Annotated in this window: 12 protein-coding genes; 8 read left to right on the top strand and 4 right to left on the bottom strand. The window is 51.9% G+C overall.

Annotated elements, in window-relative coordinates; all coding sequences use genetic code 11:
* Positions 1-423: 423 nt before the first annotated feature.
* Both groL and groES read right to left on the bottom strand, forming a co-directional pair.
* A complete protein-coding gene (gene groL / locus H8L32_RS11905) occupies positions 424-2076 on the bottom strand; it encodes a chaperonin GroEL (RefSeq protein WP_186947447.1) in 1653 nt (550 codons plus the stop codon).
* A gap of 41 nt (positions 2077-2117) precedes the next feature.
* Positions 2118-2408, bottom strand: a complete 291-nt coding sequence (groES, locus tag H8L32_RS11910; protein WP_110257032.1) for a co-chaperone GroES — start codon at positions 2406-2408, stop codon at positions 2118-2120.
* Positions 2409-2978: 570 nt separating this feature from the next.
* Between groES and H8L32_RS11915 the strand changes: the two genes are divergently transcribed.
* Positions 2979-4022: an ABC transporter substrate-binding protein gene (locus H8L32_RS11915; RefSeq protein ID WP_230412177.1), complete on the top strand. Its 1044-nt coding sequence runs from the start codon at positions 2979-2981 to the stop codon at positions 4020-4022.
* A gap of 17 nt (positions 4023-4039) precedes the next feature.
* Positions 4040-5329: a sensor domain-containing diguanylate cyclase gene (locus H8L32_RS11920; RefSeq protein ID WP_186947449.1), complete on the top strand. Its 1290-nt coding sequence runs from the start codon at positions 4040-4042 to the stop codon at positions 5327-5329.
* Here the strand turns inward: H8L32_RS11920 and argP are convergent.
* Positions 5315-6217: an HTH-type transcriptional regulator ArgP gene (argP, locus tag H8L32_RS11925; RefSeq protein ID WP_186947450.1), complete on the bottom strand. Its 903-nt coding sequence runs from the start codon at positions 6215-6217 to the stop codon at positions 5315-5317. The two genes, H8L32_RS11920 and argP, sit on opposite strands and share 15 nt — an antisense overlap.
* 254 nt (positions 6218-6471) lie before the next feature.
* Here argP and H8L32_RS11930 point away from each other — a divergent pair, with 254 nt between their 5' ends.
* The 6 genes from H8L32_RS11930 to H8L32_RS11955 all read left to right on the top strand — a co-directional run bounded on the left by H8L32_RS11930 (position 6472) and on the right by H8L32_RS11955 (position 12058).
* On the top strand, positions 6472-7077 hold the full coding sequence (locus H8L32_RS11930) for a LysE/ArgO family amino acid transporter (RefSeq protein ID WP_186947451.1): 606 nt from the start codon (positions 6472-6474) through the stop codon (positions 7075-7077).
* Positions 7078-7143: 66 nt separating this feature from the next.
* On the top strand, positions 7144-7527 hold the full coding sequence (locus H8L32_RS11935; protein ID WP_186947452.1) for a hypothetical protein: 384 nt from the start codon (positions 7144-7146) through the stop codon (positions 7525-7527).
* Between the two features lie 110 nt (positions 7528-7637).
* Positions 7638-9065, top strand: coding sequence for a TolC family protein (locus H8L32_RS11940; protein WP_186947453.1), 1428 nt, complete (start codon positions 7638-7640; stop codon positions 9063-9065).
* 23 nt (positions 9066-9088) lie between these two features.
* Positions 9089-10501 (top strand): multicopper oxidase family protein, encoded by a 1413-nt coding sequence (locus H8L32_RS11945; RefSeq protein WP_186947454.1) that lies wholly within the window; start codon positions 9089-9091, stop codon positions 10499-10501.
* 131 nt (positions 10502-10632) lie between these two features.
* Positions 10633-11307, top strand: a complete 675-nt coding sequence (locus H8L32_RS11950) for a hypothetical protein (RefSeq protein ID WP_186947455.1) — start codon at positions 10633-10635, stop codon at positions 11305-11307.
* A 223-nt stretch (positions 11308-11530) separates the two neighbouring features.
* Entirely contained in the window at positions 11531-12058 is a 528-nt protein-coding gene (locus H8L32_RS11955) for a hypothetical protein (RefSeq protein WP_186947456.1), read from the top strand.
* A 173-nt stretch (positions 12059-12231) separates the two neighbouring features.
* Here H8L32_RS11955 and gluQRS read toward each other — a convergent pair whose 3' ends face one another.
* A complete protein-coding gene (gene gluQRS, locus H8L32_RS11960; RefSeq protein ID WP_186947457.1) occupies positions 12232-13116 on the bottom strand; it encodes a tRNA glutamyl-Q(34) synthetase GluQRS in 885 nt (294 codons plus the stop codon).
* Positions 13117-13123 lie beyond the last annotated feature (7 nt).

Genomic DNA, 13123 nt, shown 5'->3' on the forward strand with positions numbered 1-13123 from the left:
AAACGCCAGCCCTTCAATATGAAAATTTTCTTTCAAGTGCGGCAGTATCCAAGCCACAGATGTTTTCTGTCAAGCAGGCTGTGGAAAAAATGGGGTTTTGATGTTGTATAGGTTGTTGTATGGGCTGTTGTATATGGTTTATAGCGAAAATTGCATGTTGAAATGAGAATAGCGAGTATGCAGGCAGGATGTACAGACAACAAAAAGCCCCGCAACTTGCGTTGCGGGGCTTTGAGCAATGCGACTCTCGGTTAGATTACTGAGAGCAGCTGGCAGCTAGTAGAACCTGTTTATGATCTGTAGCGAGCGGGCGTCAGCGGGGTGAAGAGCAGCGCAAAAAGCGGAATGTACTTAAGTACATGAGCATTTTGAGCAGCGCATGAGCCCCGATCACGCTCGCGCAGTAAGATCGTGAACGGGTTCTTACATCATGCCGCCCATGCCACCCATACCGCCCATGCCACCCATATCACCACCACCCATGCCGCCTGCTTTGTCTTCAGACAATTCAGCAACCAGTGCATCAGTAGTCAGGATCAGGCCAGCAACAGATGCTGCATTTTGCAATGCAGAGCGAGTTACTTTAGCTGGATCCAGGATACCCATTTCTATCATGTCGCCGTATGTGTCATTGGCAGCATTGAAACCGTAGTTACCTTTGCCATTGATGATGGCGTTCACAACAACGCTAGGTTCGCCACCGGCGTTAGCAACGATTTCACGCAGAGGTGCTTCGATTGCTTTCAGAACCAGTTTGATACCTGCTTCTTGATCTGGATTGTCGCCTTTGATGTCGCCAGCAGCTTGACGTGCGCGCAGCAGGGCAACGCCACCGCCAGGAACAACGCCTTCTTCTACGGCAGCGCGAGTTGCGTGCAGAGCATCTTCAACGCGTGCTTTTTTCTCTTTCATTTCAACTTCAGTTGCAGCACCAACCTTGATCACAGCAACGCCGCCTGCCAGTTTGGCAACGCGTTCTTGCAGTTTTTCACGGTCGTAGTCAGAAGTTGCTTCTTCGATTTGCGCGCGGATTTGTTTAACACGTGCTTCGATACCTACAGCCTGGCCGGCGCCATCGATAACGGTGGTGTTTTCTTTACCGATTTCGATACGTTTAGCTTGGCCCAGATCAGCCAGAGTCGCTTTTTCCAGTGTCAGACCAACTTCTTCAGCAATCACTTGACCACCGGTCAGGATAGCGATGTCTTCCAGCATGGCTTTGCGACGGTCACCGAAGCCTGGAGCTTTAACAGCTGCAGTTTTCAGGATGCCACGGATGTTGTTCACAACCAGAGTTGCCAACGCTTCACCGTCTACATCTTCAGCGATGATCAGCAGTGGGCGACCGGATTTTGCAACTTGTTCCAATACTGGCAGCAGGTCACGGATGTTCGAGATTTTTTTGTCGAACAACAGGATGAACGGGTTTTCCAAAATAACGGATTGTTTTTCTGGATTGTTGATGAAGTATGGTGACAGGTAGCCACGGTCAAACTGCATACCTTCAACGATGTCGAGTTCGTTGTCCAGGGATTTGCCGTCTTCAACTGTGATCACGCCTTCTTTGCCGACTTTGTCCATTGCTTTGGCAATGATATCGCCGATGTTGGCATCGGAGTTGGCAGAGATGGAACCAACTTGAGCGATTTCTTTGTTGGTTGTTGTTGGCTTGGACAGCGTTTTGATTTCAGCAACGATGGCTGTAACCGCTTTGTCGATACCGCGTTTCAAGTCAGTTGGGTTGAAGCCAGCTGCTACATATTTGAAACCTTCGCGAACGATGGCTTGTGCCAGAACGGTCGCTGTAGTTGTACCGTCACCAGCGTTGTCAGAAGTGCGGGAAGCTACTTCTTTCACCAGTTGTGCACCCATGTTTTCCAGCTTGTCTTTCAGTTCGATTTCTTTAGCTACAGAAACACCGTCTTTAGTGACTGTAGGCGCGCCGAAAGAGCGTTCCAGAACTACGTTACGGCCTTTAGGGCCCAGAGTTACTTTAACTGCGTTCGCCAGGATGTTGACGCCATTAACGATCTTCGCACGTGCGTCATCGCCAAAAATTACTTGTTTAGCTGCCATATTAATTCTCCGAATTCTTTAATTGATATCGTGGATGCCGATTACTTCTGTACGACCGCGAAGATATCTTCTTCACGCATCACCAGAACTTCGTTGCCGTCTACTTTGACAGCCTGACCAGAATATTTGCCGAACAAAACGCGGTCGCCAACTTTAACGTCCAGGGCGCGCACAGTACCGTTGTCCAGCAATTTGCCAGGACCAACTGCCAGTACTTCACCTTGATCTGGCTTTTCAGCAGCAGCGTCAGGCAGAACGATACCGGATGCAGTCTTTGTTTCTTGATCCAGGCGTTTCACGATCAGGCGATCGTGCAGGGGACGAAGGTTCATACAAGCTCCTTTAATTTTGCGAGTAATTACTATTGGAATTCAATTAAGCTGGGGAAAGACTTGTTAGCACTCTCTCCCAACGAGTGCTAAGTATATGGGCGAGCTCTATGCTTTTCAAGACAGGAAAATAGACTAAATTAAAATTTCCTTAGAAATCATGCATTTATGATGTCAAAACCATGACTGAAAATGTGTTTAAAGCAATTAAATTCGTATCATTAATGAAAATATTGCCACATGGGAAATGTGATTTTTTGTGACTTGACCGTTTTTGTTGCGGTAAATCATCGAAAATACTGCCTATAAATTAAGCGAAATTTTGAAGCTGCCGATGCATGTGGCGAGCGAATCGCCTGAATAACTAAAACCGGTGCAAATGCCTGATGCCTTTGCGGCTCACGAGCCGTTGGGCCGGACAGGCCTGGCAGACCGGGTGCACGGAGACAGTAAATGTGGTGGGTACGGAGTTCGGTACGATGTTGGGTACAGTGTTGGGTACGCTGTTTGGTAAGATTATGTGCAGCGTTCTGCTGCGTTGTTGGCATGGGTTTGCCTGCTTCGGCATGGGCCATGTCGGTCACTTTTCTGAATCCTGGAAGATCAGATGAAATTTATTGGGTGACTGCGGCCAACAGTATGGCTGCGGCAGCCAGTAGCCTTGGCATCAGACTGGAAGTCTTGTATGCCGAGCGCGATCACCTAAAACCCCTGGAATTTGCCAGGCAGATTGCTGCCCGCCCGGCAGCAGCACGTCCTGATTATGTGATCCTGTCGAATGATTTTGCTGTGGGGCCGGAAGTATTGCGCACGCTGGATGCGGCAAATATCAAGACCTTTTTTGCCTACAGCGGCATCACCGAGCAAAGCGAACGCGCAATAGTCGGTCACCCGCGCCAGATCTATAAGAACTGGCTGGGCAGCCTGGAACCACGGGCAGAAGACGCCGGTTATGTCACCGCCCGCAAGCTGATAGAACGTGGCCGTACTGAAAAATGGATGGCGACGGATGGCAAACTGCATTTGCTGGCGATTGCCGGTGACCGTTCTACCACCACTTCTTATAAGCGCACCGAAGGCATGCGCCGTGCCGTGGCCGAAACCAGAGATGTGGTGCTGGATCAGGTGGTGTATGGTGAATGGAACCGGGCCAAGGCGCAGGAACAAAGCATGTGGCTGTACCGGCGGTATCCGCAGACGCGGCTGATCTGGACCGCCAATGACCTGATGGCTTTCGGTGCGATGGAAAGCTGGCGCGTGCGTGGCGGCAAGCCAGGGCGTGATGCCAGTTTCAGCACCATCAATACCTCATCCGAGGCATTTACTGCGCTGGAATCGGGATCCCTGACGGCCTTGTCTGGTGGCCACTTCATCGCTGGTGCTTTCAGTCTGGTGATGCTGTATGACTACCATCATGGCAAGGATTTTATCAACGAAGGTCTGGAGCTGGAACGCTCCATGTTCATCTTGTTTACGCCGGAAGATGCGCGCCGTTTCCAGAACATGTTTGGCGACATGAATTTTTCCCGTGTTAATTTCAAAAAATTCAGCAAGGTTTTCAATCCGGCATTGAAGAAATATAACTTCAGTTTTCGCCGCTTGTTGGCCAAGGTGTGATCGCTACAGATGTACTTATGAATACCGCACCCTTACAATCCATTGCCAGTTTGCTGATACGTCGCGTATTCACGTGGGTGATCCTGTGCGTGATCGCCATCAGCGGCTTGCAGGCATGGATGAACTATCGGGCGATAGAAGATAATTTCAACATGTCGGTGAACGATGTGGCCCATGCCCATCTGCCTTTGCTGTCATTAGCGATCTGGGATATTGAGCCGCATACCATACAAAAACAGATCAGGCTGATATTGAAAAACACCACGATCGCGTATGTCGTGATACGTGCCAATACCGGCCAGGAATTTGTCGGTGGCGATGTCAATCGCATGGCAGGTGGTCAGCGTATTGTTTTTGAGATTCCGGCACCGACGGATGCACAAAAGCCGGTGGGCACTGCCGAGTTTGTCGTTGACAGAACCATGCTGAAAAATGAGTTGTGGCGCAGCCTGATCATCGTCGTGCTGGGTGTGCTGGTCCTGTCCATTTTCATTTTCCTGGCAGTGGTGGCGATTTTGCGACGCGACCTGGAACGCCCCATGCGACAACTGGCTGATTTCGTCAAAAACCTGCAGGCGAATAAAATTTCCACCAGGCTCGAATTGCAGCTTGAACCCGGCCATATCTATAATGAAATAGATCTGGTGGTAGATGGCTTTCGCACCATGCAGGCCAGTATAGAAAAGCATATTGCCAACCAGGATGCGCTGGTGTCGGAACGTACCAGGCAACTGGAAACTGCGATGCAAACGCTCAAGCAATTGTCCATCACCGATGGCCTGACGGATTGTTATAACCGCCTGCTGTTCAATGAACGCATGCCGGCAGAAATACAAAGGGCCGTACGGTATGGCCGTGATGTATGCGTGGTGTTTTGTGATATCGATTTTTTCAAGAATGTGAATGACCAGTATGGCCATGCTGTCGGTGACAAGGTATTGGTGACGTTTGCGCAAAGTCTGAAGGCAGAATTACGTGCCGAGGTGGATTGGGTAGTCCGTTATGGCGGTGAAGAATTCATGATCATACTGCCAGAAACCGGCTTGAAAGCCGCCATCGACGTTGCTACCCGTATTCGTGAACAGGTGGAGCTATTGACGATAGCCTTGTCCGATGGCTACTGCCTGCGCATCACGGCCAGTTTTGGTGTCGCCGAATTGCGTGCCGGGGACACCGTTGAAACCCTGGTTCACCGTGCCGATCAGTGGCTGTATTTTTCCAAAGCCCATGGCCGCAATCAGGTCCAGCCCAAAGATGACCAGCGCATCGTTCCAGAAAGTAAACCTGTCACCCTAAGCAGGCTGTAACAGCACCGTTCTTGCCCGCCGTATCAACAGTTCAGACATGCGTGTCAGCCTGGGGGTCTGCACCTTCCAGCTATGCCAGTACAGATTGACATCCACCGGATGTGCGGGCATCAGCCTGACCAGGCTTTCCTGTCCCGGCATTGCACGCAGCATGATATCGGGGATGACACCCCAGCCCAATCCCAATACGATGCTGCGGTTATAGGGTGTGGTGGCCGGCAGAAAATGCGTGGGACAGGCATTCTCCTGCAAGCCGAAATGTTCCAGCAATATTTGCGACTGCAATTTGTCTTTGCGATTGAATGTCAGTACCGGCGCATGGCGCACGGCCTCACGCGTCATCCCTTGTGGAAACCAGCGTTCACAATAGGCCTGGCTGGCAACCGGCAGGTAACGCATGACACCCAGCGGTGTCGCCTGGCAGCCGCGCATGGCTTGCGCTTCGGCTGAAATACAACCAAGCACCATGCCACTTTCCAGCAGATCATGGGTATGGTCCTGATCATCGATCAATACTTCGAGCAGGATGTTTTCTGCGATCAGAAATTCTGACATGGCGGGCAGAAACCAGCTGTCCAGGCTGTCCGCATTGACGGCAATCGCAATGCGGATGGCGGCGCTTTGCTGGCCAGCGAACTCAGTCTGCAAATCCTGTTCAAGTTCGGCCACGCGGCGCAGGTGTTGCACCAGCTTTTGCCCGGCGTGAGTGGCACGACAGGGGCGGCTGCGTATCAGCAGGGTATTTCCCAATTCCATTTCCAGTGCCTTGATGCGCTGGGAAATGGCCGAGCTGGTCAGGTTCAGCGCTTGCGCCGCCTGTTCCAGGCTACCGTGATCAATCACACTGAGGAAGGCTTCGCACTGGCGGCTGTCTAATCGGGGTTGCATTGGTTTTTATTTATGGACTTTGGTGATTTTAAGTAAAGACCTCTCAACACAGAGACACAGAGGTGCAGAGAAGAGAAAATCATTGTATTCGATGTCAATACGGTAATTTTATTCAAGGAATTTCAAATAAAGTTCTTCATTGAAATTAAGAAATTTTAATGAATTCGTAAATATTTTAAATTAACTTCATTTTAATGTCTTTCTTGCCCAGAATTCCAGTATGGAACAAACATGAAACAAACTGGAGCAAGAGAATGTTGACTTTTATACTCAAGGGCATGGGCATGAGTGCCGGGCTGATCATGGCAATTGGTTCACAGAACGCGCATGTGCTGCGCATGGGGTTGCGGCGTCAGCATGTGGGGTTGACGGTGGTGATTTGTATTGCCTGTGAAATACTGCTGATACTGGCAGGCGTGGCGGGTGTAGGCGGCGCGATTAATAGCCAGCCTTTCTTGCTGGCGCTGGCGCGTTGGGGTGGGGCGGCATTTCTGCTCTGGTATGGCTTGCGCTCCCTGCGTGCAGCATTCCAGCAGCAAAGTCTGGTCACAACTGCTGGTGACCTTAATCTGACCGCAGGCAAGGCGGTTTTGGCGGTACTGGGTGCAACCTTGCTCAATCCGCATACTTACCTTGATACCGTAGTGCTGCTGGGCGCCATCGGTGGGCAACAGCCTGGTGACGGCAAATACTGGTTTGCCCTGGGGGCGGTTCTGAATGCCACGATCTGGTTTGCTGCCCTGGGCTTTGGCGCACGCTTGCTGGCACCGCTGTTTGCCCGCCCTGTAGCCTGGCGCGTGATGGATACCTTGATTGGTGTGGTCATGCTATTGCTGGCAGCGAATCTGGCCCTGGCTTGAGAAAAAATTGCATGGTTATTGCGCCAGTCGTTTGTTGAACCTCAGGATTTGTGATAACTTCTGCGCATGAAATCCACCTGGCGTTATCTGATTGCTTGCCTATTGCTGGTCTTGCTGCCCCTGCAAGGGTTTGCTGTTGCCAGCAGGATGGCTTGCGCCATGGATATGCCGGTCAGCCAGGCAGTGGCAAGTGCGGCGGACAATGAACACTGCCAGCCTGAAATGTCCAAACAGACAGATGCCAAATCTGTCCATGATGGCGTAGGCAAGACCACCTCAGCCCACGGCAATTGCAAATCATCCGCACCTTGCTGCATGGGCATTGCCCTGATGCCAGCGGTGCAGGGCATGGTTTTTATTCCCTTCCATAGCGATGCACAATCGCTGCCGGTATCTCTGCCTGCTTCCGTATCGCCAGCCATGCTGGAACGTCCTCCCAGGTTGATCTGATCTGAACGCTGCTGACCGGTTGCATCCACATGCCTGCGTTAGCGAATGCTACTTATGCCATTTCACATAACCCGTCATGACGGGTAAAACACGTTTTCTGCGAGGACTTCATGTCTCATATTCATTATCGCTATCTCATTCCGGCGCTGATCCCGGCCATCCTGCTGCTTGGTGGCTGCGCCAGTTTTGATATCGACCAAAGTACCCAACAAATTAACCAGCGCTATCCCGCTTATACCCAGGGACAGTTGGCGCTGGTCAGTAAGCCGGAACAGCAAAAAGACCGGCAAGACAAGGCGGACGCTTTCTTGCGTGATCCGCTGTCACAAGACGCTGCCGTGCAAATTGCATTGCTCAATAGTCCGGCCATGCAAGCCCTGTTGGCCCAGCATCAGGCCAGTGCAGCAAATGCAGTACAGAGCGCACGCATTGCCAATCCTGTGTTCAACTTTGAACGCAGCCGCCAGGGTGGTGAGCTGGAAATTGGCCGCATGCTCAGTCTCGGCCTGCTTGATCTGCTCAGTCTGCCGCAAAGACAGACCATGGCGCAACACAGCCTGGCGCAAGCGCAGACCCAGTTAAGCCTGGATGTGATAGACCGCGTCAGCCAGGTGCGCGTGGCCTGGGTCAAGGCTGTGGCAGCACAGCAGAGTCTTGACTATGCCAAACAGGTAGTCGATGCCGCCGATGCCAGTGCCGAACTGGCAGGGCGCATGCACAAAGCCGGCAATTTCAATACCTTGCAGGCAGCGCGTCAGCAGGCGTTTCAGGCAGATGCCTTAGCCCAGTTCAGCTTTGCCCGCCATAACAGCCTGGCCACGCGTGAAGAACTGGTACGTCTGCTGGGTTTGAATGATGCGCAGGAAAAATTCCTCAAACTGCCAGAGCGTTTGCCCGATCTGCCAGTCACACCCGTGGCAGCAGAAACGATAGGGCCACAAGCCACGAAAAACCGTCTCGACATCCAACTGGCAAAGCAGCAACTGGATGCCGCCGCAGCCCGCCAGGGCCTGAGCCTGGTCAGCAGTTTTACTGACATAGAACTGGGTGTGCGGCGCAATACCATCTTTGATGCAAGCGGACATAGCGAGATCAAACGCGGTGTCGAAATCAGCCTCAGCCTGCCAATATTTGATTGGGGTGATGCACAAAGAACAGCCATGAATGCGAATACCCTGGCAGCCAGTTATCGCCTGCAAGACACGGTCAATAATGCAGGCTCGCATTTGCGCGTCAGTTATTCCGCCTATCGCAGCATGTACGACATCGCCAGGCAATATCGGGACGACATACTGCCGCTGCGCAAACGTATCTCCGCAGAAAATCAGTTACGTTACAACGGCATGTTCATCAGCGTGTTTGAATTGCTGGCCGATACGCGTGAACAAATCAATAGTGTGCTGGCTGCCATCAATGCAGAACAACAATTCTGGCTGGCCGATGCCGCCTTGCAGGCAGAACTGCTGGGCCGTCCCCGCCCATCGACAAGCACGCTGAACCCCATATCATCATCTGCCCCGGCAGACGCTGCGCATTGATGCACCAGCGAGAAGGAAATAAAATGAATTCAAGAAGAGATTTTTTCAAATTCGCCGGTATTGCCGGTGGTGCATTGGCCGCGACAGCCGTCAGCAAGGTGGCACTGGCAGCCTTGCCAGAAGCCGTTAGTCAAAGCAGCCCGGACACCATGCCGCCACTGCAACCCAAAAATGGTCGCCCCTATAATCCCGTGGTGACATTGAATGGCTGGACTTTGCCATGGCGCATGAATAACGGCGTCAAGGAATTTCATCTGGTAGCCGAACCCGTGGTACGTGAAATGGCACCCGGCATGAAAGCCCATCTGTGGGGGTATAACGGCCAAAGCCCCGGCCCTACGATAGAAGTGGTGGAAGGCGATCGCGTACGCATTTTTGTCACCAACCGCCTGCCAGAACATACCAGCATGCACTGGCATGGACAGCGTCTGCCGAACGGCATGGATGGCGTATCCGGCCTGACCCAGCCATCAATACAGCCAGGCAAGACCTTTGTGTATGAATTTGTGGCGCGTCGCCCCGGCACTTTCATGTATCACCCGCATGCCGATGAAATGACGCAAATGGCTATGGGCATGATGGGTTCATGGGTCACCCATCCCAAAAATAAACATCCACAGATTGATGAGGTAGACCGTGACTTCATCTTTTTGCTGAATGCCTATGACATAGAACCCGGCGCCTTCAAACCGAATATCATGACCATGACCGACTTCAATTTATGGTCATGGAATAGCCGCATCTTCCCCGGTATCGATACCCTGAATGTGCGCAAGAATGACAGGGTCAGAATACGCGTGGGCAACCTGACCATGACCAATCACCCCATCCATATTCACGGCCATGAATTTACGGTGACAGGCACCGATGGCGGCCCGGTACCCAGGACAGCACGCTGGCCAGAAGTGACGACGGATATTGCCGTAGGCCAGATGCGCCAGCTGGAATTCATTGCAGATGAAGAAGGGGACTGGTCCTTCCATTGCCACAAGAGCCATCACACCATGAACGCCATGGGGCACAATGTGCCGTCGATGATAGGTGTCGATCACAAAGACGTGGCCGAAAAGATCAACAAACTCATTCCGGCATACATGACCATGGGTGACAAGGGCATGGCGGACATGGGGGCCATGGAAATGCCGTTACCGGATAACACTATCCCCATGATGACCGGCGAGGGGCCATTTGGTGGCCTGGAAATGGGCGGCATGTTCAGTGTCGTCAAAGTACGCAAGGACCAGAAGCCGGGTGACTATAAAGACCCGGGCTGGTACCAGCATCCCAAAGGCACGGTGGCCTATGAATATGCCGGCTCCGTTGCAGATGCGCCGCGTCAGCCGGCAGATGCACATGCCGGCATGAAGCATGCTGCCCCTGCTACGCCAGAAGTGGAAGTACAGGTCAGAAAGCCGCAAGGCCATGGCGGGCATTGAAGCTGTTCAGACCATTGAAGTCATTATGGCCATGTTTTTTTCTGTTTGATTTGTGACGAGAAGTAAAAGAATGATAAAGCCGTCAGCCCCGGCTTTATCATTTTCCGGATACATCCATCCGCCCAGTCAAAATGAAAAAAATTCCCGCGCTGTACACGCTGTGCAAAGTCTTCCTTCCACTTTCCCTTATGCTATGCAACCAGGCGCATGCCGAACAAATTGATCTGGATGATTGCGGCCTGTTGACCGCCAAACCCCTGCGTGCCGACTTTCAGGACTGGTTGGACAAGAGCCGTAAACAGGCATCTGGTGGCAATGTCGACGCATTGAAAATGCTGGCTGCCGAAGCGAATAACCGCCTTGCCTGTTTCGAAGATTTGCTGACCGATAATTCGCAATGGTCAATGACGGTCACCGGCAAGGATGGCGGCAGTGAAACCAGATCGAATCCAGGTATTGCCGATATCAAAAAATATGATGATGCCTATGCGGCACTCAGGGATGCGGTTAGCTATATGCATCAGGCAGGCAGGAAAGACCCCGCGTATCGCGGCATGTCGGCACAACTGGTGCTGCGTTATGTGACGGCCTTGCCAGAACGTGTAGAAACCGCCTATGAAGATGTCAGTGGTGCCAATCAGCTCGAATGTGTGATGAAGCGAAAATTTGCCAATCGTGAGGCACAGTATGCCTGCCCTGTGCATCGTACAACGATGGCACAATTGGGCGTCAAATTACCCGCTGGCCGTCGTGCCGTGCTGGATGCCAAAGGGCAGCAATGGGCCGCAGATTTTGCGGCGAAATAAATACTCTGGAAACAAGATAATTCATTTGTGGGCTGGCGTACAGACCGACAAACTCATTCCGTGCACTCTCTTGCTTACATTCAATGCCTGCGTAGTGCTGTCAACAGATGCTGACTTCAAACGTTATAGGCATGTAGGGCATCAACAAGTTGGTTTGCCTTGATGCTGCTTTGGATTTGGCGAATTTAGCAAACTTGTGCAGTTTGACGAAATGGAATACATCATGAAAAATACTTCAATAAAAAAGGCGCTGTTTTATGTAGCTGCAAGTGCCGCATTATTGATGAGCAGCCATTCTCAGGCGCAAAACGTTGGCGTGTCCGTACAATTTGGACAGCCCGGGTTTTACGGTCATGTTGATATTGGTAATTTCCCTCAGCCACAAGTGTATTATCGTGAACCCCGCATAGTGCAAAGGGTCACCGTCGTGCAGCCACCGCTATACCTGGTCGTGCCGCCCGGCCACAGAAGCAGATGGGACAGAAACTGCTATCGCTACAATGCCTGTGATCGCCAGGTCTATTTCGTGCAGGAAAACTGGTACAACACGCAAGTAGTGCCGCGTTACCGTGACGGCTATTACCGTGGATACGATGACAGACGTGATGACAGGCATGGCGATTACAGGCGCGATGAACGACGTGGTGACGACAGGCGCGGTGATGATAGACGTGGCGACAGGCGTGACGATGACAGACGCGGTGACCGCCGTGGTGACGATCGCGGACGTGGTTACGAGCATGGTCGTTAACATGACAGGGATCAAGCCTGGATGATTCAAGCAATAACAAGGGCCGCATTGCGGCCCTTGTTGTCAGAGCGATCTCTATTTATGGAATGAGTTCTGGTCCTTGCTGTTGGCTGTTTTTGATAGTTATTATCAAGGGCACAAAGAGCACAAAGAGCAGAAACGGCAGCCAGAATTTATTTCAACACTATTTTCTCTTTCCAAGCCTGTATTGCAGCACGCCAGAACGCAGGAATATCCTCAACGGTTGATGCCATTTTCAAACCCAGAAACTGTGCCGCCGGTAACAGTGCTTCGTGCAAGACATCATTGTCACCGCGGTCAAATGCCAGTGCACCAGTTTGTTTCGACAGTTTTTCACCTTCTGCATTGGTGACTACTGGCACATGCAGATAAGCGGGCGTGGGCAAGCCTAGCAATTCCTGCAAATAAATTTGCCGGGCAGTTGAATCGATCAGATCGGCACCGCGTACCACATGGGTGATGCCTTGCGCCGCATCATCCACCACGACCGCCAACTGATAGGCCCAGAAGCCGTCAGCCCGTTTCAACACAAAATCCCCAACTTCAATCGCCAGGTTTTGCGTTTGCATACCTGCCAGTCTGTCTTCAAATGCATAAACCTGATCCGGTACGCACAGTCGCCAGGCACGTGCCGTTTTTCCTGCAACCAGACCGTTACGGCAAGTGCCAGGGTAAATCTGGCTGGCAGTTTCACCGAGGCGCAGGCGTGAATCTGCAATTTCCTTGCGTGAACATGAACACGGGTATAAAGCATTGCCCAGTTCTTGCAATGCCGTTTCATACAGCGGCTGACGATGGCTTTGCCAGGTGACTTCACCATCCCATTGCATGCCGCTGCGTTGCAGTGATGCGATGATGTGCTGATCGGCACCTTTGACGTTGCGGTCAAAATCCAGGTCTTCCATGCGCAGCAGCCACTGTCCATCATGCGCTCTGGCATCCAGGTAGCTGGCCATGGCGGCAACCAGGGAACCCATATGCAAGGGGCCGGTTGGTGAAGGGGCAAATCGTCCTGTATAAACTTGTTTTGCTTGCATGAATGTT

Source organism: Undibacterium hunanense (genome assembly GCF_014284335.1).
In the GTDB taxonomy this organism is placed as follows: domain Bacteria; phylum Pseudomonadota; class Gammaproteobacteria; order Burkholderiales; family Burkholderiaceae_D; genus Undibacterium; species Undibacterium hunanense.

Coding starts and splice junctions, on each gene's coding strand:
- argP (WP_186947450.1), bottom strand. CDS start 6,217: ATGCAACCCCGATTAGACAGCCGCCAGTGCGAAGCCTTCCTCAGTGTG.
- H8L32_RS11950 (WP_186947455.1), top strand. CDS start 10,633: ATGAAAAAAATTCCCGCGCTGTACACGCTGTGCAAAGTCTTCCTTCCA.
- groL (WP_186947447.1), bottom strand. CDS start 2,076: ATGGCAGCTAAACAAGTAATTTTTGGCGATGACGCACGTGCGAAGATC.
- H8L32_RS11920 (WP_186947449.1), top strand. CDS start 4,040: ATGAATACCGCACCCTTACAATCCATTGCCAGTTTGCTGATACGTCGC.
- H8L32_RS11915 (WP_230412177.1), top strand. CDS start 2,979: ATGTCGGTCACTTTTCTGAATCCTGGAAGATCAGATGAAATTTATTGG.
- groES (WP_110257032.1), bottom strand. CDS start 2,408: ATGAACCTTCGTCCCCTGCACGATCGCCTGATCGTGAAACGCCTGGAT.
- H8L32_RS11940 (WP_186947453.1), top strand. CDS start 7,638: ATGTCTCATATTCATTATCGCTATCTCATTCCGGCGCTGATCCCGGCC.
- H8L32_RS11935 (WP_186947452.1), top strand. CDS start 7,144: ATGAAATCCACCTGGCGTTATCTGATTGCTTGCCTATTGCTGGTCTTG.
- H8L32_RS11945 (WP_186947454.1), top strand. CDS start 9,089: ATGAATTCAAGAAGAGATTTTTTCAAATTCGCCGGTATTGCCGGTGGT.
- H8L32_RS11930 (WP_186947451.1), top strand. CDS start 6,472: ATGTTGACTTTTATACTCAAGGGCATGGGCATGAGTGCCGGGCTGATC.
- gluQRS (WP_186947457.1), bottom strand. CDS start 13,116: ATGCAAGCAAAACAAGTTTATACAGGACGATTTGCCCCTTCACCAACC.
- H8L32_RS11955 (WP_186947456.1), top strand. CDS start 11,531: ATGAAAAATACTTCAATAAAAAAGGCGCTGTTTTATGTAGCTGCAAGT.